This window comes from Nocardiopsis prasina DSM 43845 (assembly GCF_000341265.1).
GTDB classification, from domain to species: Bacteria; Actinomycetota; Actinomycetes; order Streptosporangiales; family Streptosporangiaceae; genus Nocardiopsis; species Nocardiopsis prasina.
On the sequence record NZ_ANAE01000141.1, the window covers coordinates 15,721 to 35,139 of the forward strand.

A 19,419-nucleotide genomic window follows, 5' to 3' on the forward strand; every position below is an offset into this window, starting at 1 on the left:
CCCGGCCCGCGCTCCGACAGGGTCGGATCAGACGTTGAAGCCCAGCATGCGCAGCTGGTCCCGGCCGTCGTCGGTGATCTTGTCCGGACCCCACGGCGGCATCCAGACCCAGTTGATCTTCACTTCGCGCTCGAACTCGTCCAGGGCACTGTTGGCCTGGTCCTCGATCACGTCGGTCAGCGGGCACGCCGCACTGGTCAGGGTCATGTCCAGGGTGATCGACTCGTCGTCGTGGTTCACCCCGTAGACCAGGCCCAGGTCGACGATGTTCACGCCGAGCTCCGGGTCGATCACGTCCTTGAGCGCCTCTCCGATCTCCTCGGCCAGCGCCTCCTGCTCAGGAGAGAGCGGAGCGGCCTCGGGCTTCTCGGCGGTCTCGGTCTTCGTGGTCTCGTTGTCGCTCATTCAGGCGCCTTCCTTCTCCAAGGACTGCGACACCGCGTCCTTCCAGGCCATCCACCCCAGCAGGGCGCACTTGATCCGAGCCGGGTACTTGGACACACCGACGAACGCCACGGCGTCCTCCAGCACGTCCTCGTCCGGCTCACCCTTGCCCTTGGACTGCATCAGCTCGGTGAACGCGTCCAGGGTCGTCATCCCCTCGGCCACCGTCCTGCCGATGAGCAGGTCGGTCAGCACCGAGGTGCTGGCCTGGCTGATCGAGCAGCCCATCCCCTCGTAGGAGACGTCGCTGACGACGGCTCTCTCGTCCAGCTCCGACCCGGAGTCGGGGGTCAGCGTCACCCGGAGCGTCACCTCGTCCCCACAGGTGGGGTTGATGTGGTGCGCCTCGGCGTTGTACGGATCGCGCAGCCCCTTGTGGTGCGGGTTCCGGTAGTGGTCCAGGATGATTTCCTGGTACATCGCGTCCAACTGCATGGTCAGGCAGAATCCTCGTACTAGGAGTGCTCTCTTTGGGCCTCCGCTTCACTTCGGCCCGTGCTCGGCGCCTTTGCGGAGGGATGCTTCGATCTCGTCTACGCCTGGCTCGTTCCTCGCTGGCGGCTTGACTCGTCCTGCAACACCCTCCCCGGCGCCCGACCGGAAGAACACCCCCAGTAGTTCACCGAACCGTTCCTAGGCCCTGGTCCCGAAGAACCTCTGGGCGGCCCGGATGGCCTCCACCAGCGCGTCCACGTCCTCCAACGTGTTGTAGAGGTAGAAGGACGCGCGTGTGGTCGCGACGATACCGAGCTTGCGGTGCAGGGGCCAGGCACAGTGGTGACCGACCCGGACCTCGACGCCCCTGTCGTCCAGGACCTGCCCGAGGTCGTGCGGGTGGATGTCGTCCACCACGAACGACACCGCGCCGCCCCGGTCGACCGCCTCGGTCGGGCCCACGATCCGCACGCCCTCGACCGCGCCGACCTGCTTGAGCGCGTACTCGGTGAGCCTGTGCTCGTGCGCGGCGACCCGGTCCATGCCCACCTCGGAGAGGTAGTCACAGGCCGCGGCCAGGCCGACGGCCTGCGGGGCCATCGGCACACCGGCCTCGAAGCGCTGCGGCGGGTCCGCCCAGGTCGAGTGGCTCATGTGCACGACGCCGATCATCGAACCACCGCTGATGAACGGCGGCATGGCGGCGAGCAGCTCCCGGCGGCCCCAGAGCACGCCGATCCCGTTGGGACCGAGCATCTTGTGCCCCGAGAAGGCCAGGAAGTCCACGTCGAGCTCACGGACGTCCACCGGCATGTGCGGCACCGACTGGCAGGCGTCCAGCAGCACCAGCGCGCCGATCTCCCGGGCCCGCGCGGTGATCGTGGCCACCGGGTTCACGGTCCCGAGCACGTTGGACTGGTGCGCGAACGCCACCAGCTTCGTGCGCTCGTTGACCAGTTCGGCCAGGTCCGACAGGTCCAGCCGGCCCTCGTCGGTCACCGGGAACCAGCGCAGCGTCGCGCCGGTGCGCTGGCAGAGCTGCTGCCAGGGCACCAGGTTGGCGTGGTGCTCCATCTCGGTCACGACGATCTCGTCGCCGGGACCGACCTGGAAGCGGCGCAGGCCCTCGTCCGCCGTGGCGGCGTTGCTCATCGCGTACGCGACCAGGTTCACCGCCTCGGTGGCGTTCTTGGTGAAGACCACCTCGTCGGAGTCGGCGCCGACGAACCTGGCGATCGTCTCCCGCGCCGACTCGTAGGCGTCGGTGGCCTCCTCCGCGAGCTGGTGCGCCCCACGGTGCACCGCCGCGTTGTGGCGTTCGTAGAACCCGCGCTCGGCGTCCAGCACCTGGCGCGGTTTCTGCGAGGTCGCCCCGGAGTCGAGGTACACCAGCGGGCGCTCGTCACGGACGGTCCGGGAGAGGATCGGGAAGTCCTCCCGGATCGCCTTCGTGTCGAGCGGAGCCGTGTCGGGCTGACCGGGCTCGCGGAGGGTCATGGTTACGCGCCCGCCTTCACGAACCGCTCGTAGCCCTCGGACTCGAGGACGTCGGCCAGCTCCGAACCGCCGGACTCGGCGATGCGGCCGCCGGAGAAGACGTGCACGAAGTCGGGCTGCACGTACTTCAGGATGCGGGTGTAGTGGGTGATGAGCATGACGCCGAGGTCGTTGCTCTCCTGGGCACGGTTGATGCCCTCGGAGACGATCTTGAGCGCGTCGACGTCCAGGCCGGAGTCGGTCTCGTCCAGGATGGCGACCTTGGGCTTGAGCAGCTCCAGCTGGAGGATCTCGTGGCGCTTCTTCTCACCGCCGGAGAAGCCCTCGTTCACGCCGCGGGCGGCGAAGGACGAGTCGATGGACAGGTCCTTCATCGCGCCCTGGAGCTCCTTGGAGAACTGGCGGAGCTTGGGCGCCTCGCCGCGCACCGCGCTGACGGAGCTGCGCAGGAAGTTGGACATGGACACGCCCGGGACCTCGACCGGGTACTGCATGGCGAGGAAGACGCCGGCGCGGGCCCGCTCGTCCACCTCCATCTCGAGGATGTTCTCGCCGTCGAGGAGGACCTCGCCCTCGGTGATCTCGTAGCGCGGGTGGCCCGCGATCGCGTAGGCGAGGGTGGACTTGCCGGAGCCGTTGGGGCCCATGATGGCGTGGGTCTCACCGGAGTTGATGGTGAGGTCAACGCCCTTGAGGATCTCCTGCCGCTCGTCCTCGTTGATGAGGACGTCGGCGCGCAGACCGCGGATTTCGAACTTCGTCATTTCAGGCCTCAGGAATTCTTGTCATCCAGCGACACGAGCACGTCGTCGCCGTCGATCTTCACGTCGTAGGTGGGGACCGGCTGGGTCGCGGGCGGGTTGACCGGCGCTCCCGAGCGCAGGTCGAAGCACGAGCCGTGGAGCCAGCACTCGATGGTGCCGTCCTCGACCTCCCCCTCCGAGAGGCGGACCTCCGCGTGCGAGCACACGTCCCGCAGCGCGTAGAGCTCGCCCTCGGTGCGCACCAGCGCGATGGGGGTCTCGTCGTCGGTCTCGATCCCCAGGACACCTTCCTCGGGGATCTCGTCGAGTTCGGCGACCTTGACCCAACCGCCCTGCTCACTCATGCGCGGAGAGCTTCCGCTCGACCTTCTCCATGACGTGGTCGCGCAGGTCCTGGTCGTCGATGCGGTTGACGATGTCCAGGAAGTAGCCGCGGATGATGAGGCGACGGGCCTCCTCCTCCGGGATACCGCGAGAACGCAGGTAGAAGAGGTGGATGTCGTCGAGCCGCCCGCTGGCGCTGGCGTGCCCGGCGCCCGCGACCTCACCGGTGAAGATCTCCAGGTTGGGCACGGAGTCCACACGGGTGTCGTCGGTGAGCTGGAGGTTCCGGTTGTTCTCGTAGGAGTCCGTACCGGTGGTCCCCTCGCCGATGATCACGTCACCGATCCAGACCGCGTGGGCGTCCTTGCCGCTCAGCGCGCCCTTGTAGTCCACCCGCGAGCGGGTGTTGGACACGTTGTGGTCGATCAGCGAGCGGTGCTCGTGGTGCTGACCGTCACCGGCGAAGTAGAGCCCGTAGAGCTCGGCGTTGCCGCCCCGGTCGTCGTAGGACACGCGCGGCGACAGGCGGACCACGTCACCGCCGAGGGTGATCACGATCGACCGGAGGCTGGCGTCCTTGCCGACCCGGGCGTTGTGCTGGCTGACCTCGACGGCGTCGTCGTCCCACTCCTGGAGGGAGATCAGCGTGAGCTTGGCGCCCTCGCCGACGTGGACGTCGAGGCTGCCCGCGCGGACACCGGTGCCGGTGTTCGTGATGATCACGGTGGCCTCGGCCAGCGGCTTGACGTCGATGAGCAGCTGCTCGAAGGCGGTGCCGCCCAGGCCCTTGCGGTCGATGGTGATCGCCTTGTCGGCGGCCAGCGCCTGCGGCACGGTGACGACCGTGGCCTTCTCGAACGACGTGTACGCCTGGGCGATCACGCGGTTGACGGGCAGGCCCGCCTTGCCCAGCCGCTCGTCGTCACGGCCGACCGTCTCGACGGTGACGCCCTCGGGGGCGTCCACGGCGACCTCGTCGGTGCCGTCGGCGACACCCTTCCAGTCGTGCAGCCCCTTGAGGCGGCGCAGCGGCGTGAACCGCCACTCCTCCTCACGCCCGTTCGGGACGGGGAAGGCGTCCACGTCCTTGGAGCCGTGCGTGTCGAGCTTGGAGACAGGGATCTGCCCCAGCCCGTGGCTGTGCGCCTTGGGCTCTGTGTTCGCGGTCGTCAACTTATCCCACCGATCCTTCCATCTGGAGCTCGATCAGACGGTTGAGCTCCAGTGCGTACTCCATCGGGAGCTCCCGTGCGATGGGCTCCACGAAACCTCGGACGACCATGGCCATGGCCTCCTCCTCGCCCATCCCCCGACTCATCAGGTAGAAGAGCTGGTCCTCGCTGACCTTGGAGACGGTGGCCTCGTGCGCGAGCTCGGTGTCGTCCTCGCGCAGGTCGTTGTAGGGGTAGGTGTCGGAGCGGCTGATGGTGTCGATCAGCAGCGCGTCGCACTCCACCGAGGACTTGGCGAGGTGGGCGCCCTCCTGGACCTGGATCAGGCCGCGGTAGGAGGAGCGGCCGCCGCCGCGCGCCACCGACTTGGAGACGACCTTGGAGGACGTGTTGGGCGCGCAGTGCACCATCTTGGCGCCGGTGTCCTGGTGCTGGCCCTCACCCGCGAAGGCGATCGAGAGGGTCTCACCCTTGGCGTGCTCGCCCATCAGGTAGACGGCCGGGTACTTCATGGTGACCTGGGAGCCGATGTTGCCGTCGACCCACTCCATGGTCGCGCCCTCTTCGGCGATGGCGCGCTTGGTGACCAGGTTGAAGACGTTGTTCGACCAGTTCTGGATGGTCGTGTAACGGCAGCGGGCGTTCTTCTTGACGATGATCTCGACGACCGCGGAGTGCAGCGAGTCCGACTTGTAGATCGGCGCGGTGCAGCCCTCGACGTAGTGGACGTAGGCGCCCTCGTCGACGATGATCAGCGTCCGCTCGAACTGGCCCATGTTCTCGGTGTTGATCCGGAAGTAGGCCTGGAGCGGGATCTCCACGTGCACGTTCTTGGGCACGTAGATGAACGACCCGCCGCTCCACACGGCGGTGTTCAGCGCGGCGAACTTGTTGTCACCGGCCGGGATGACGGAGCCGAAGTACTCCTCGAAGATCTCCGGGTGCTCCTTGAGGGCGGTGTCGGTGTCCAGGAAGATGACACCCTGCTCCTCCAGGTCCTCGCGGATCTGGTGGTAGACGACCTCGGACTCGTACTGGGCGGCGACACCGGCGACCAGGCGCTGCTTCTCCGCCTCGGGGATGCCCAGCCTGTCGTACGTGTTCTTGATGTCCTCGGGCAGGTCCTCCCAGGAGGTGGCCTGCTTCTCCGTGGACCGCACGAAGTACTTGATGTTGTCGAAGTCGATCTTGGACAGGTCCGCGCCCCAGTCGGGCATGGGCTTCTTGTCGAAGAGCTTCAGCGACTTGAGGCGGAGCTTGGTCATCCACTCCGGCTCGCTCTTCTTGTCCGAGATGTCCCGGACGACCTCTTCGTTCAGGCCACGACGGGCCGAGGCTCCGGCGGCGTCGGAGTCGGCCCAGCCGTACTCATATGTTCCGAGCCCTTCGAGCTCGGGATGCGCGACAGAAGTCATGCGCGGACTCCTCCTGGACTCAGACGTCCTTCTGGTGAACTGAGCCGCCCGCCCGCTGGCGGATGGCCTTCTTGGACGCGGGGGTGCCGTCCTCCCCGCTCGCCCCGTCTCCCCGTGGGGTGACGTGCGTGGTGCACACACCGTCGCCGTGGGCGATGGTGGCCAACCTGCGCACCGGGGTGCCCAGAAGCCGCGCGAAGGCCTCGATCTCGGCCTCACAGAGCTGCGGGAACTCGGCGGCCACGTGCGCGACGGGGCAGTGGTGCTGGCACAGTTGGTCGCCGCCACCCGGCGCGGGCGCCTGGCCCGAGGTGGCGGCGTAGCCGTCGTTGGAGAGCGCCTCCGCCAGCAGCCGGACCCTCTGTTCCTGGGGTACGGCGTCCAGCAGGGGCTTGTATCGCTGCTCCAGGTCGGCGACCTGACTCCGGGCGAACTCGCCGACCGCCTCGGGACCGGAGGTCCGCGCCAGGAAGCGCAGGGCGTTGGAGGCGAGATCGTCGTAGGCGTGGACGAAGGCGTCACGCCCGGCCTCGGTGATGGCGAAGACGCGGGCGGGGCGGCCCCGCCGACGTCGTCCGTGCGTGGGCCGTGCGTCACGGGCCTCGACCATGCCCTCGACGGTCAGGTTGTCGAGGTGGCGGCGGATGGCCGCCGGGGTGAGTCCGAGCCGTTCCCCCAGTGCGGAGGCGGTGATCGGACCCTTCTCCAGGATGAGCCGGGCGACGCGGGCACGGGTCCCGTGGTCGGGACCACTCAGGGGCCGGGGCGCACCCGGCGTACCGGACAGGTCCGACACAGTGTCCCCCTCCCGCTCGTCGTTCGGCTCTCGGTTTTAGACAACATCAGTGTGGCCTAAATAAGTCCACCTAGGCAAACCCGCCTTGATGCGCTTGATCACGAAGGTCAGGCTTGCCTAATCTGGGAGTTCACGCGGAAGTCACGCACGGACACCCTTTTCGCACACTTCGGAACCGATCCGTTTTCCCATTCAGTGGGATCGCGGTATCACCATCCGACCAACCTGGTGGCCGGAAGGTCGGCTGGCCCTGGCGGGAGCCCCGCTCCGGCCCCTCCGAACCCGGCACCGGCGGCACCCACGCCACTCAGGCACAACCAGGGGCCATGCGCCATTCTTCCACCACACGCACCAAAAACACCTCCGTGTTCCGGCTGTCCGAAGTGGGACGTTCGGTCCCCGCCCGAACGCGGTCGGCCCTCCGAAAGGCGGGGTGGTGAAGCGCGGAGCACCGGCGCACGTAAACTCAGGCCCCATGGACACACCCGCCGTCGAGGTCGTCGACCTGGTCAAGCGCTACGGCGCCACCACGGCCGTCACGGGCCTCTCATTCACCGCGCGCCGCGGCGCGGTGACCGCCCTGCTCGGCCCCAACGGCGCGGGCAAGACCAGCACCATCGAGATCTGCGAGGGCTTCCGCCACGCGGACGGCGGGAAGGTGCGGGTCCTGGGGCTCGACCCCGTCGCCGACGCCACCGAACTCAAACCCCGCGTGGGTGTGATGCCCCAGTCCGGCGGGGTGCCCACCGGCGCCCGGGCCGCCGAGTGGCTGCGGCTCATGGCCTCCTTCCACGCCAGACCGATCGACCCCGCCCTCCTCCTGGAGCGCCTGGGTCTGACCTCCGTCTCCGGCACCCCCTTCCGCCGCCTGTCCGGCGGCCAGCAGCAGCGGCTCTCCCTGGCCTGCGCGGTGATCGGCCGCCCTGAACTGGTCTTCCTGGACGAACCCACCGCCGGACTGGACCCACAGGCGCGCATGGCCACCTGGGACCTGGTCGCGGCACTGCGCGAGGCCGGCGTGGCCGTGATCCTGACCACGCACTACATGGAGGAAGCCGAGCGGCTCGCCGACCACGTGGTGATCATCGACCGGGGCGCGGTGGTCACCGAGGGCACCCCCGCCGAACTCACCCAGGGACGGCGCGAGGTCCGCTTCTCCACCGCCGCGCCGCTGGACGCCGTGGCCCTGGAGGCGGCCCTGCCCACCGGTGGCCGGGTGAGCGCCACCGACTCCGGGGGAAGGAACGAGTACTCCGTGGCCACCGACGACCCCGACGACGTCGGCCCGGAGTTCCTGGCCGCGGTCACCGCCTGGTGCGCCTCGACCGGCGTCCTGGCGGAGGACCTGCGCGTACGGCGGCGTACCCTCGAAGACGTCTTCCTCGAAACCACAGGCCGGGAACTGCGCGACTGATGACCGAGCACACCTCAGGGACGGCCGCGTCCGCCGTCACCGACGCCCCGAAGCCCGCCCTCGACGCGAGCCTGTTCACCCCGGCGCCCGGCGCCGCCCCGATGTGGCGGATGGTCGCGGCCCAGGCCGGGATGGAACTGCGGGTCATGCTGCGCCACGGCGAGCAGTTCCTGCTGACCATGGTCATCCCCGTGCTGCTGTTGGTGGGATTCAGCCTGGTCGACGTCCTCGACGTGGGCGAGGGGGCGCGCGTGGACGCGCTGACCCCCGGTGTCCTGGCCCTCGCGGTCATGTCCACCTCCTTCACCGGCCTGGCCATCGGGACCGGGTTCGAGCGCCGCTACGGCGTGCTCAAGCGGCTGGGCGCCACCCCGCTGTCGCGGTTCGGGCTGCTCGCGGCCAAGACGCTGGCGGTCCTGGGCGTGCAGGCCATCCAGATCACCGTGCTGTGCGTGGTGGCGCTGTTCCTTGGCTGGTCGCCCTCGCTGGAGCCGGCGGGTGTGCTGGCCGTGCTCGCGCTGCTCCTGCTGGCCACGGCGGCGTTCAGTTCCCTGGCACTGCTGATGGCGGGCACGCTGCGCGCCGAGGCGACCCTGGCCGGGGCCAACCTGGTGTACGTGCTGATGCTGGGTCTGGGCGGGGTCCTGTTCCCCACGAGCAGCTTCCCCGAGCCGGTGGAGCAGGCCGTGTCGGTCCTGCCGATCACCGCGCTCGGCTCCGGCCTGCGCGCCGTGCTCACCGACGGCTCCCTTCCCGGCCTGGGCGCCTTCGCGGTGCTGGCCGTGTGGACGGCCGTCGCAGGTTTCCTGGCCTCCCGCCTGTTCCGCTGGGAGTAGCGCCGCCGTTCCGGTCCGGTCTCCGTCACTGAGGGTCCGCGCCCTAGGGTGTCGGTCATGACCATCGACATCGACGCGGTGACCACGATCCTCCGCGAGACCGCCGAATCGACGATCCTGCCGCGCTTCGGTGCGCTGTCCGAGGACGAGGTGTCGGAGAAGGCGCCCGGTGAGATCGTCACCGTGGCCGACCGCGAGGCCGAGGAGCTGATCGGCCGCAGACTCCGTGAGCTGGTCGACGCGCCGGTGGTGGGTGAGGAGGCCACCTCCGCCGATCCCGGGCTGGTCCGTGTCCTGGGCAGTGAGCCCACCGCCTGGGTGGTCGACCCTGTGGACGGCACCCGCAACTTCGCCGCCGGTGACGACCGGTTCGCCGTCATGGCGGCACTGGTCCGTGGGGGCCGGGCGGTGGCCTCCTGGATCCTGAGGCCCACCGAGGGCACCGTGCACGCGGCCGAACTCGGTTCGGGGACCTGGCGCGACGGTGTGCGGGTGCACCGCGCTCCCGCGCCCGCGGACCCGGCCGAGCTGCGGGGTATGACCCAGCGCCGGTTCCTGTCTCCCCGGGAACGCGACCGCGTGCACGCCGCGGTCCCGGGGTTCGCCCTCCTGGACGGCGGCTCCGGTTGCGTGGGAGTGGACTACCCGCGCCTCCTGGCGGGTGAGCTGGACTTCATGCTGTTCGCCGACCCCACACCCTGGGACCACACGCCCGGCGGCCTGCTGCTCACCGAGGCGGGCGGGGTGAGCCTCCGACCGGAGGGCACCCCGTACCGCCCCGACGAGGAGGGGCGGCTCCTGCTCACCGCCGCCGACGAGACGACGTGGCGGACGGCGCGGTCGCTTCTGCTGGGCGCCTGAGCCGGGTCCCGCCGGTGAATCGGGCGACGAACAGCACGGCGCCCGACACCACCACGAGCACCGCTCCGACCAACGGATAGCCGGCGCCGGGCGGCGCCACGGTGAGGAACAGGCCCACGCTCGCCGCTCCCACCGAGGCACCCGCGTTGTGGGCGGTGTTCAGCCAGTTCCCGGCGCGGGTCCGGTACCCGGCCGTCACCGACTCGTCGGCGAGCAGGTAGGCGGTGGTGATGATCGGCGCGCCGCACGCACCGGCCACGAACAGCAACGCCGCCAGCGCCGCGACTCCCGGCACCAGTGCGGCCGCCGCCACACCGCCGCCCAGAGCGAGGCCGAGCAGGGCCAGGCGGGTCCTGGCACCCGTGCGCCAGGACAGGGCCCCGTAGGCCAGTCCACCCAGTGCGCTGCCCGCGGACTGGGCGGACTCCACCAGGACCACCGCCCCGACCGCACCCCGCTGTTCGGCGAAGGCGACGTTGAGGAGGGCGGCCGAGCCCAGGGTCAGGCCCGTCGCGGCGGAGACCGCGACGGCGGAGAGGAAACCACCGCGGGCGGTGAGTCGCGGAGCGTCCGGCGCGGTCGGCTCGGGTCCGGTCCGTTTCTCCGCGGAGGGCCGGACAGCGGGCGTGGGACGGACGGTGTGCAGGGCGCGGGCGGCGGGCGAGGTCAACAGGCCAGCGGTCCCGACCACGATCAGGGAGGCCCCGAGCGCCAGCCCGGCCGAGGGCGGCCCGACCAGCATCAGGGCCCCCAGGAGCAGCGGACCGGTGAAGAAGATCAGTTCCTCGGCGACGGTGTCGAGGCTGTAGGCCCGCTGGAGCAGCCCCCTGTCGGGGACCAGGTGGCTCCACAGGGTGCGGGTGACCGGGCCGAGCGGCGGGGCGCAGGCCCCCGCGACGGAGGTCAGGGCGGTCAGGAGACCGAGGTGTCCGCCGGGGTTCCAGGAGACCGCGGTCAGGCCCACCAGGGCCAGCCCGTGGAGTCCGGCCATCGGGGGCAGGGCGAGGAGCGGCCCGTGCCGGTCGATGAGCGCGGCCCGCAGGGGCGACAGGACGCTGGCGGTGAGGCCGAACAGCCCGGCGACCAGGCCGACGTCGGCGTAGGACCCGGTGGTGTGGACCACGGACAGGACCAGGGCGAGCGAGACCAGCCCGTAGGACAGACGGCCCAGGAGGGCGGGAACGAGGAAGCGGGGGACCCCCGTGACGCGCAGGACGGCACGGTAGGTCGGCGCCCGGTGGGGCGGGGTCATGGATGTTCTCCGTCAGGGAGGCGGCACGCGCGGGGGCGCCGCGAACGTGCGTGGACGCCGAGGGACCACGGGACCGGGCCGTGGTCGGGGCGTCGCATCACGCACAGGGGGAGAACATGCGCACGAGGCTAGCAGGGGGACACTGGCCGTCAACCCCCGCTGCGTCCTCCGGGGTCAGCCCTCGACCGGGAGCAGGCGCCACTTCTGGTGGGGGTGGCCGCCGTCCTCACCCTGGGCGACCAGCGTGCCGTTGTCGGGTGCGCCGCCCTGCCCCTCCAGCGCCTGACCGGTGGCGCGGTTGAGGAGGCGGACCTCGCCGTCCCCGCTCTCGACCACCCGCCACTGCTGGTTGTGTCCTCCGGTCCGCGTGAGCAGGGCCGAGCCCGGCTGGGCCTCCTCGTCGGCGGGGATCTCCAGCAGCTTGCCGCTGCCCACGCCGACGATCTCGTAGAAGTCGTCCTCCACGTGCGCGAACCGCCACTGCTGGTGGGCCTGGTCGTGGCGGTCCCACAGGTGTACCGGGGCGCCGTTCTCGTCGGAGCCGCCCGCGACGTCCATGACGCGGTCCCCGTGGACGCTCTGGAGGGCGTAGACCTGTTCGGGGTCGAGGCCCGCCGGGTGGGTGACCTCCTCCTCTTCTGCCTCGTCCTCCTCGGGTTCGGCCTCCTCCTCGGGGCCGCCTGTGGGTTCGACGAGGATGCCGGAGACCACGGACATCTCCTCGGGGGTGTCGCTCTCGGCGACGAACATCCCCGCGACGTAGCCTCCGAGCGCGACCGCCAGGACCAGGGCCGAGGCACCGGCGACGATCGGCCACCGGGGTACGTACGACACCTGGTCATCGACTCGCTGGTCACTGCGTCGGGAGGACATGGCGGGGACTCTCCTGCGGGAACGGGGCCGCCCGCGGTCTCCACGGGCTCGGACCATTTCACACCACGGGGACCCCCGGCGCACGTTCGGGCCACCTGTGAGCACGTGTCCCGATTCCCACCGATTCGGGACGGTAACGCCTCGATAGGGTGACCGACCATGGAAGCCATCGGAGTCCCCTGGTTCATCGTGGTCCGCTACCTGGGGCCGCCCCTGTTCCTGCTCGTGGTGGGCGGAGCGCTTCTCGTGTGGCGACGACCCGCGCGGGCGTGGATGGTCTGGTCGGCGCTCGCGGTGAACCTGGTGGCCGCCATGCTTCCGTTCCTGTGGATCGGGGTCCAGATCCTCACCGGGGAGGGTGATCTCACGGTGGTCGGGTTGGTGATGACGTTGCTGCAACCGGGCACGGTGGTCGTGGCCTGGCTGCTCCTCCTGCTCGCTCTGGTGACCCAGCCCGGCGCCGGGGCCACCGTTCCCGGTGTTCCCGGGAACGAGGGGGCTCATGAGGCGGAGAGGGTCGCGCAAAACGTAGGATGACTCAACATGAGTTCTCGGAGCGGCTCGACGAGCCTCCTCTCCCCCGGCGCCGCCCTGGGGTCCCTGCCCCCGGTCTGGCTGGTCATGGTCAGCATCGTCTCGGTACAGACCGGCGCGGGCGTGGCCAAGAACCTGTTCGAGGTCCTGCCACCGGCCGCCGTCGTCTGGCTTCGCCTGCTCACCTCCGCGGTGATCCTGGGCCTGTTGGTCCGACCCGCGCTGAAGGCACGCAGCCGCACCGACTGGATGGTGGTGATCGGCTACGGAGTGGCCCTGGCCTCGATGAACTACTTCATCTACCAGGCCTTCGCGCGCATTCCGCTGGGCATCGCGGTGACCATCGAGTACCTCGGCCCGCTGGCCATCGCGATCCTGGGCTCACGTCGCCGGGTGGATCTGCTGTGGGCGGGCCTGGCCGGGCTGGGCGTGGCCGCGCTGGGGATCGAGTTCCGTGAGCTCGACCCGGTCGGCGTGCTGTTCGCGGTGCTGGCCGCCACCGCCTGGGCGGGCTACATCCTGTTGAGTGCCGCCACGGGGCAGCGCTTCAGCGGGGCGTCGGGGCTGGCCATCGCCAGTGTGGTGGGCGTGTTGGTGCTGGCCCCGGTGGGGATCGCCGAGGGCGGCGCGGCCCTGTTGGACTGGCGCCTGCTGCTGTTCGGTCTGGCCGTGGGCGTGCTCTCCTCCGTGGTGCCCTACACGCTGGAGCTGAACGCGCTGCGCCGTATGCCGCCGAGGGTGTTCGGGGTACTCATGAGCCTGCAACCCGCGGCCGCCGCCATGGTGGGGCTGGTTCTCCTCGGTGAACTGCTGACCGTGTGGCAGTGGTTGGCGGTGGGCTGTGTGATCGCCGCGAGCGCGGGCGCGACCCGGACCTCGGCCAACCGGGACGAGCGGACGCGCACCGAGCGTGACCACACCAACACGGATACGAGTGGGGACAACTAGAGGCCAAGGCCAACGCCCTCGTCCATTGGGACGGAAGATCACCGCCACTGATCAGGCAAACCTCGTTCCGTCGGTGTTTCCGACGAGTCGGGACCGGCAATTCTTGCCTCTGGGACGGCGGGCCTTCCGGACCGCCGACCCAATTCCTGAGCACTCGCACTTAAAAGGGGAAACCCATGCGCATCGCCGCCAAGCTCGCCCTGACCGCTTTCTTCTCCGCCAGCCTCCTCGGGCTGGGCGCCGGGGCCGCTTCCGCGGAGTCTTCCTCGGTCTACCACCAGTGTGTCCAGGAGCAGCAGCAGCTCGGTCTGCTGAACCTCAATCTGGACCTGCTGAACCAGTGCATCGCGCAGAACAGCCACAACAAGTAGCGGATCGACTGGTCTGACCCACGATCCTGACGGCGGGGGGGGGGGGGGGGGNTGACCCACGATCCTGACGGCGGGGGCCCCGGAGCGTACTCCGGGGCCCCCGTGCGTGCGCGTGGTCCGTCTCCCGGGCACGGCCGATCCGGTGAGTGCCCCGGGGTAGTTCCGCGTTCGCGACCACCAGTTTCCCTCTCGCCGCGTCTCTGGAGCTCGGACAGCCAACCCGGACGGGCCCGCCGCGCGGCACGGCGCACCTTGTGTGGCGGCGCACAGTAGGAGAGACGGCCGCTGGCATCGATGGCGGCCCCGCCACCGCCGCCGAAAGCGCCCGCGAAGCAGCCCCCTAGGAACGGACCGGGCTGACGGGCTCCCGTGGCGGGGTCTGTGAACGGTGGGAGCGTCCCCGTTCGGCTCCGAGGCCGAAGTAGTGGCGGAAGCTGTAGACCAGCGGATTCCAGCGCGCGGGATCGATGTGATGGGTTCCGGGCACCACGATGTCCTCCGCCGCGTGGACACGGACCACTTCAGCCTCGACGATGACGTGGTCGCCGGAGTCGTCCAAGCGCACATGGCGTGCCCTCGCCTCCAGTTGCAGGGGGCACCGCGCCACACGCGGCGGGCCGACCAGGTCCGCCCCCAGGGGAGACAGCCCGGCCGCGCCGAACTTGTCGGCCTCGAAGCGGCAGCCCGGTGGCTTCCCCTCAGGGACGGGACTCCGACCGGTCAGGGGCGCCAGCCGTTCCACGTGCTCCCACAGGTCGGCGGAGGGCAGGTTCACGACCAGTTCCGGTCGCTCCCGGAGGTTTCGGGCCGTCTGCCCGGTGGCACCGAGGCCCACGACGAGCAGCATGCCCAGGGCCCACACGGAGGAGACGGGGGCCAGGTTGGGCGACCCGTCGTGGTTGAGCGTGGACACGAGGGCCACGGGGGTACCGAAGTAGAGAATGCTGGGCTCGATCCTCAGGTGGTCCCCGGAGGTGTCCGAGGGGTTCTCGAAGGTGTCAGTGGTCATGGCCGTGACACTAGTAACCGGACACTTCGGTGCTGGCCGAAGCGTCTGCGGGGACAATGGACCCATGGAAACCGAGCGGGTCGCCCCAGGGCTGGCGAAGGTCGCGGGCCTGCTGGCCGACCCGACCCGGGCCGGGTTCTGCCTGGCCCTGCTGGACGGGCGGGCCTGGACCGCCGGGGAACTGGCCCGGCACGCGGGGGTGGCGGCCTCCACGTCGACCGAGCACCTCAACGCCCTCGTGGAGGGCGGACTCCTGGCCCAGGAGCGGCAGGGACGTCATCGCTACGTACGTATAGCCTCCTCCGAGATCGCCGAGCTGGTCGAACGCCTGGCCGCGCTGGGGCCGGAACCGGCTCCCCCGGCGCCTTCCCTGAGGGCGCGTTCCCGCCAGCGGCACCTGGCGCTCGCACGGACCTGCTACGACCACCTGGCTGGTCGGCTGGGCGTACTCGTCACCGAGGCGATGGTCGAGCGCGGACTGCTGACTGAGCGCGGCGGCCTGGCACTGACCCCGGCCGGAGTGAGCTGGAGCACGGAACTGGGGCTGGTGACCGCCCCGGGCACCCGGCGTCCGGCGGTGCGGGCCTGCCTGGACTGGACGGAGCGTCGCCCCCATCTCGCGGGCGCCCTGGGGGCCGCGTTCTGCTCCCACGCGTTCGCTTCCGGATGGATCGTCCGCACGGGAACACCCCGCGCCGTCGAAGTGACCCCGGAGGGCATGGAGGCCTTCGGTTCGCTGCTCGGCGCGAGGGCCGAGGAACTGCGCGTTCCCTGAGGACGCCGCCGCACGGGCCGGTCAGCCGGACCGGATCCCACTGGCTCGCCCCCGCCCGGAGACCAGTGGCCTCGCGGCTGCGGGGGCTCCCCGGCCGACCCCGCTCCACGACCGGTCCGTTCGATCCTGTGCGCGTGGCACGCGCCACGACCACGAACCAGCGGAACACGATTCCGGCGCACCGGGTTTGCGCAGGCCAACACACAAACAGAGGGCGCATTCGTCCCCTCCGAAGGATGTACTACAGTCTGTCGTATGTTTGCATCCCCGGCCTCCGCGACGACGGCCCTCAACACGATCACCCCGCTCGCGGCGGACGAGATGGATGACATCGTCCTCCTCGGAGTCCCCCTCTGGGGCTGGCAGATCGCCGTGGCCGCCGCGGGCGTCCTGGCGCTGGTCCTGCTGGCCCGGACCATCTGGAACCCCTCCCAGAGGTCGCTGCGAGCCTGGGCGCTGGGCAACATCGTCGTCAACGCCGGGATCGCCGTCACCGGCGCGACCGTGCGGGTCACCTCCTCGGGCCTGGGATGCTCCGAGTGGCCCCGGTGCACACCGGACAGCTTCGTGCCCATCGACACCGGCCACGCCGCCCTCAACGCGGCCATCGAGTTCGGCAACCGGACCCTGACCTTCGTGGTGCTCGCGGTCGCCGTGATCACCCTCATCGCGGTGCTGCGCATGACCCCGCGCCGCCGCGACCTCGTTCTGCTGGCCGCGATCATCCCGTTCGGCGTCCTGGGACAGGGCGTGGTCGGCGGCATCACCGTGTGGACGGACCTGCACCCGGCCTCGGTGGCCACCCACTTCCTGCTGTCCATGGTGATGGTCTTCATCACCGTGGCGCTCTACGTGCGCTGCCAGGAGCCCGAGGGCAGGCCACAGCTCGCCGTGGGACCGATGCTGCACACGGTGAGCATCGGCCTGGTGGTGGTCGGCTTCCTGTTGCTGATCGCCGGAACCGTGGTCACGGGCACCGGTCCGCACGGCGGTGACGCCGCCGCTCCTCGCTGGGAGCTGGACCTGCCCGCTGTCACCCGGGTGCACTCGGTCCTGGGCTGGCTCACCCTGCTGGGAAGCGTCCTGGCCACCGTGATCGCCTTCCGCAGCGGCGCCTCGCGCATCGCGCGGACGAGCAGCGTGAGTCTGCTGGTGATCGTGGTGCTCCAGGGGGTCCTGGGCTACACCCAGTACGCCCTGGAGCTGCCCGAGGCCCTGGTGGTCCTGCACGTGCTGGGCTCCGCGGTGACCTGGGTCGCGATCTCCCGCCTGTACTTCGCCACCACCCGCCTGGTCCCTCCGGGTGAGGAGGTCAGCGGGGAGGCTGACCGTGCCGGGGAACGTAGTTCTGCTGGCTCGGCGGCTGCTGGACAGTAGGCTGCTCGGCCCGCGCCTGGGCGATGACGTGCGCGAAGTCGGCCCGGCGCAGGAAGCCCGAGTCCGTGGGGTTCTCCGCCCAGCCGGGCGTGACCGGCTGGGGGACGCGCCCCAGGAAGGTGTCTCGGGCCACGTGCATCAACGCCAGGAACGAGTCCCGGTCGACCTTCCAGTTGTCGCGGGGCAGGCCCGCGTCGAGCTTCTGGTGCAGCAGCGCGAGTTCGGTGGCTGCCAACTGGTAGTCCTTCATCGCCGAGCGGCCCCGGGCCCCCGCGTTGCGGGCGGCCCACTCTCGGGCGCGACGCCTGCCCGTCATCGAGCTGAGCATCGTGATGTCGGCCGGGGTGACCAGCCCCGTGGAGATGTAGGGCGGCAGGTAGCGGTCGATCGCCGCCACCTGGCCGCGCCGGTCGTGGGCGGCGATCGCGAGGATGCCGAGCAGGAACACGAACAGCACCAGGTACGCCACGCCCAGGCCGGTCCAGCCGAAGTAGGTCGAGCCGTTCCACATGCCGTGCAGCAGCACGGCCGTCACCCATCCCCCGATCGGAGCCAGGAACCGCAGTCGGCCGGTGCGCATCGCCGCGTAGGCCACACCCAACCCGATCATCGCGGTGTAGACGGGGTGGCCGAACGGCGCGATGAGGCCCCGGATGGCGAAGGTGGCGACGAGGGTGCCGTCGAAGAAGGCGCTGAGGAAGTAGAGGATGTTCTCGGTGAAGGCGAACCCCGTGGCCACCATTCCGGCGTAGACCACACCGTCGGTGAAGGTGTCGATCTCGTTGCGCCGCCGCCACAGCAGGATGAGCAGGACCATGCCCTTGGCGCTCTCCTCCACGACCGGTGCCACCAGTGACGTGCTCAGGAACTCGGCCACGCCGTCGCCGAACACCGGCTGGGTGAGGTAGGTCAGCCCCCAGCTGTTGAGCAGGAACGACGCCACGACCGCCACCCCGGCTCCCCATGCGAACGCGAAGAAGAGCACCCAGCCGGGTTCGGGTTCGAGCCGGTCGAGCATGAGGATGAGCGGCACGAGGATGGTCACCGGGATGATCGCCGCGACCAGGCTGACCAGGAACCCCGTGGCGCCGTCGATCCCCGCCGCCGCTCCCCCGGCCATCGCCAGCAACCACAGGTACGTGAGCATGCCGATCATGCACACCACGCTGACGGTGGTGCCCAGGATGAGGGTCATCGAGTACCGGGAGCGGCGTCCTTGCAGGATCGCCCTGCTGTCGAGTCGGGGCATGGGCACAGATCGTAGCGGGTCAGCGGGCGTTCGGCGGGGTCGGCTCCGCCCCCGCGCTGGTCCTCCGAAGGCGAGGGCGGCGAACCGCGCCACGCCTCCGGTCTCGTGCCCGTGGGCGACCGGGTACGAGAGGATCGGAGCGTTCGTTCAACTCGGAGATGAGGCCACGGCATGGACCCGAACACCACCACCGAGCGCGGGGGAAACCCGCCCTGGCTCCTGCTCCTCCGTGTCGCGGTGGGCGCCAGCCTCGCCGCGCTCCTGTGGGAGTTTCTCACGGCGGGACAGTTGATCACGTTCAACATGGCCGCCCTGCCTCTGCACTGGGGCGGCGCCTTCGCGGTGCACGTGGCCAGCGGCGTGCAGCTGCTGGCCGCCGTCCTGGTGTGGCGTGCGGGATCGTCGGCCGGTCCCGCGCATGACCGGCTGGTGGCGCTGGTGAGTCTGCTGGCCTTCGTGCTGGGCTTCCCGCAGGCCGCCCTGGGCACCTACGGGCCGCTCCAGGCGCACGTGCCGCTGGCCCTGGTACTCGTGGCCACCGTCGTGTGGTCGGCGGTCCTGGTGTGGCGCCGCGCTGAAGGGCGCGGGGTCAACCGGAGCTGAGCCCCGCCCTCCGAAGGCCCTAACAGGGCATCAGCCCAGGCCAGGGTGTCGAAGTGGGGGCGCACGTCCGTGAGGTGGGTGGGCGCGGCCCCCGAAGCCTCGGTGCCGCTGTGGCCATGGGTGAGCCGGGTCGGGGCCGGGGCCGGGGCTCTCGGCGCCCCCAGGCACGGCGCCTTGGACCGGGTGGTTTCCGGGGCTGGGTGGTTTCCGGGACCGGGTGGAAGTGGAGTGCCCCGTGGCGCGGCCCCCTCCGGAATCGACCCTGTGGACAACCCGTCCGGCCCGCTTCCGGTCGGGGAGACTGGAATCTCCGGGAACCCCGCGGCGGAGGTTCCGGAGTCGGGCTGAGGCGGGGAGGTCCGCACGGGTGTCGGTGATCTGGGTGACCTGGGTGGTGGGGCTGTTGTGCGAGTGGAGGGCGTGGGGCAGGAGGCTCTCCACGGCGGCGCGGGCACGGGTGTCGGCCATCG

Annotated in this window: 21 protein-coding genes; 9 read left to right on the forward strand and 12 right to left on the reverse strand. The window is 70.4% G+C overall.

Annotation, left to right across the window (positions count from 1 at the left end; all coding sequences use genetic code 11):
- Positions 1–27: 27 nt before the first annotated feature.
- The 8 genes from D452_RS0115670 to D452_RS0115705 form a co-directional block, all read right to left on the reverse strand.
- Entirely contained in the window at positions 28–405 is a 378-nt protein-coding gene (locus tag D452_RS0115670) for a metal-sulfur cluster assembly factor (protein WP_017545100.1), read from the reverse strand.
- A complete protein-coding gene (gene sufU, locus D452_RS0115675) occupies positions 406–879 on the reverse strand; it encodes a Fe-S cluster assembly sulfur transfer protein SufU (protein ID WP_017545101.1) in 474 nt (157 codons plus the stop codon). It abuts the gene before it with no gap.
- Positions 880–1,077: 198 nt separating this feature from the next.
- Positions 1,078–2,376, reverse strand: a complete 1,299-nt coding sequence (locus D452_RS0115680) for a cysteine desulfurase (RefSeq protein ID WP_017545102.1) — start codon at positions 2,374–2,376, stop codon at positions 1,078–1,080.
- 2 nt (positions 2,377–2,378) lie between these two features.
- Complete coding sequence (gene sufC / locus D452_RS0115685) at positions 2,379–3,140, reverse strand: Fe-S cluster assembly ATPase SufC (RefSeq protein WP_017545103.1); 762 nt, start codon at positions 3,138–3,140, stop codon at positions 2,379–2,381.
- Between the two features lie 8 nt (positions 3,141–3,148).
- A complete protein-coding gene (locus tag D452_RS0115690) occupies positions 3,149–3,484 on the reverse strand; it encodes a non-heme iron oxygenase ferredoxin subunit (RefSeq protein ID WP_017545104.1) in 336 nt (111 codons plus the stop codon).
- A complete protein-coding gene (gene sufD / locus D452_RS0115695; protein WP_017545105.1) occupies positions 3,477–4,637 on the reverse strand; it encodes a Fe-S cluster assembly protein SufD in 1,161 nt (386 codons plus the stop codon). The genes D452_RS0115690 and sufD overlap by 8 nt, the downstream gene beginning before the upstream one ends.
- Position 4,638: 1 nt before the next feature.
- Positions 4,639–6,051: a Fe-S cluster assembly protein SufB gene (sufB, locus tag D452_RS0115700; RefSeq protein ID WP_017545106.1), complete on the reverse strand. Its 1,413-nt coding sequence runs from the start codon at positions 6,049–6,051 to the stop codon at positions 4,639–4,641.
- A 19-nt stretch (positions 6,052–6,070) separates the two neighbouring features.
- Positions 6,071–6,847, reverse strand: coding sequence for a helix-turn-helix transcriptional regulator (locus D452_RS0115705; protein WP_017545107.1), 777 nt, complete (start codon positions 6,845–6,847; stop codon positions 6,071–6,073).
- 475 nt (positions 6,848–7,322) lie between these two features.
- Between D452_RS0115705 and D452_RS0115710 the strand changes: the two genes are divergently transcribed.
- From D452_RS0115710 to D452_RS0115720, 3 genes are read left to right on the forward strand one after another with little or no spacing between them, the layout of a single operon-like run.
- On the forward strand, positions 7,323–8,261 hold the full coding sequence (locus D452_RS0115710) for an ABC transporter ATP-binding protein (protein ID WP_017545108.1): 939 nt from the start codon (positions 7,323–7,325) through the stop codon (positions 8,259–8,261).
- Positions 8,261–9,097 (forward strand): ABC transporter permease, encoded by an 837-nt coding sequence (locus D452_RS0115715; protein WP_017545109.1) that lies wholly within the window; start codon positions 8,261–8,263, stop codon positions 9,095–9,097. Before D452_RS0115710 ends, D452_RS0115715 begins: the two co-directional genes overlap by 1 nt.
- 57 nt (positions 9,098–9,154) lie before the next feature.
- A complete protein-coding gene (locus D452_RS0115720; RefSeq protein ID WP_017545110.1) occupies positions 9,155–9,958 on the forward strand; it encodes an inositol monophosphatase family protein in 804 nt (267 codons plus the stop codon).
- Here the strand turns inward: D452_RS0115720 and D452_RS0115725 are convergent.
- Positions 9,900–11,210: an MFS transporter gene (locus tag D452_RS0115725; RefSeq protein WP_017545111.1), complete on the reverse strand. Its 1,311-nt coding sequence runs from the start codon at positions 11,208–11,210 to the stop codon at positions 9,900–9,902. The two genes, D452_RS0115720 and D452_RS0115725, sit on opposite strands and share 59 nt — an antisense overlap.
- Before the next feature lie 174 nt (positions 11,211–11,384).
- Positions 11,385–12,083 (reverse strand): RICIN domain-containing protein, encoded by a 699-nt coding sequence (locus tag D452_RS0115730; protein WP_017545112.1) that lies wholly within the window; start codon positions 12,081–12,083, stop codon positions 11,385–11,387.
- Positions 12,084–12,242: 159 nt separating this feature from the next.
- On the opposite strand from D452_RS0115730, the gene D452_RS0115735 reads away from it, so the two are divergent.
- The 3 genes from D452_RS0115735 to D452_RS0115745 all read left to right on the forward strand — a co-directional run bounded on the left by D452_RS0115735 (position 12,243) and on the right by D452_RS0115745 (position 13,936).
- Positions 12,243–12,620 (forward strand): hypothetical protein, encoded by a 378-nt coding sequence (locus D452_RS0115735; protein WP_017545113.1) that lies wholly within the window; start codon positions 12,243–12,245, stop codon positions 12,618–12,620.
- A 6-nt stretch (positions 12,621–12,626) separates the two neighbouring features.
- On the forward strand, positions 12,627–13,565 hold the full coding sequence (locus D452_RS28390) for an EamA family transporter (RefSeq protein ID WP_017545114.1): 939 nt from the start codon (positions 12,627–12,629) through the stop codon (positions 13,563–13,565).
- A gap of 176 nt (positions 13,566–13,741) precedes the next feature.
- Positions 13,742–13,936, forward strand: coding sequence for a hypothetical protein (locus D452_RS0115745; RefSeq protein ID WP_017545115.1), 195 nt, complete (start codon positions 13,742–13,744; stop codon positions 13,934–13,936).
- 340 nt (positions 13,937–14,276) lie between these two features.
- On the opposite strand, the gene D452_RS0115750 is transcribed toward D452_RS0115745, so the two are convergent.
- Positions 14,277–14,945 (reverse strand): flavin reductase family protein, encoded by a 669-nt coding sequence (locus D452_RS0115750; RefSeq protein WP_017545116.1) that lies wholly within the window; start codon positions 14,943–14,945, stop codon positions 14,277–14,279.
- A gap of 64 nt (positions 14,946–15,009) precedes the next feature.
- Between D452_RS0115750 and D452_RS0115755 the strand changes: the two genes are divergently transcribed.
- Positions 15,010–15,720, forward strand: a complete 711-nt coding sequence (locus D452_RS0115755; RefSeq protein ID WP_017545117.1) for an ArsR/SmtB family transcription factor — start codon at positions 15,010–15,012, stop codon at positions 15,718–15,720.
- A 255-nt stretch (positions 15,721–15,975) separates the two neighbouring features.
- Entirely contained in the window at positions 15,976–17,097 is a 1,122-nt protein-coding gene (locus D452_RS0115760; protein ID WP_017545118.1) for a COX15/CtaA family protein, read from the forward strand.
- Here the strand turns inward: D452_RS0115760 and D452_RS0115765 are convergent.
- Positions 17,033–18,346 carry a PrsW family intramembrane metalloprotease gene (locus tag D452_RS0115765; protein ID WP_026129356.1) on the reverse strand — a complete coding sequence of 438 codons (1,314 nt, stop codon included), beginning with the start codon at positions 18,344–18,346 and terminating at the stop codon, positions 17,033–17,035. The genes D452_RS0115760 and D452_RS0115765 overlap by 65 nt on opposite strands.
- A gap of 171 nt (positions 18,347–18,517) precedes the next feature.
- Here D452_RS0115765 and D452_RS0115770 point away from each other — a divergent pair, with 171 nt between their 5' ends.
- Positions 18,518–18,949, forward strand: coding sequence for a hypothetical protein (locus D452_RS0115770; protein ID WP_017545120.1), 432 nt, complete (start codon positions 18,518–18,520; stop codon positions 18,947–18,949).
- Positions 18,950–19,419 lie beyond the last annotated feature (470 nt).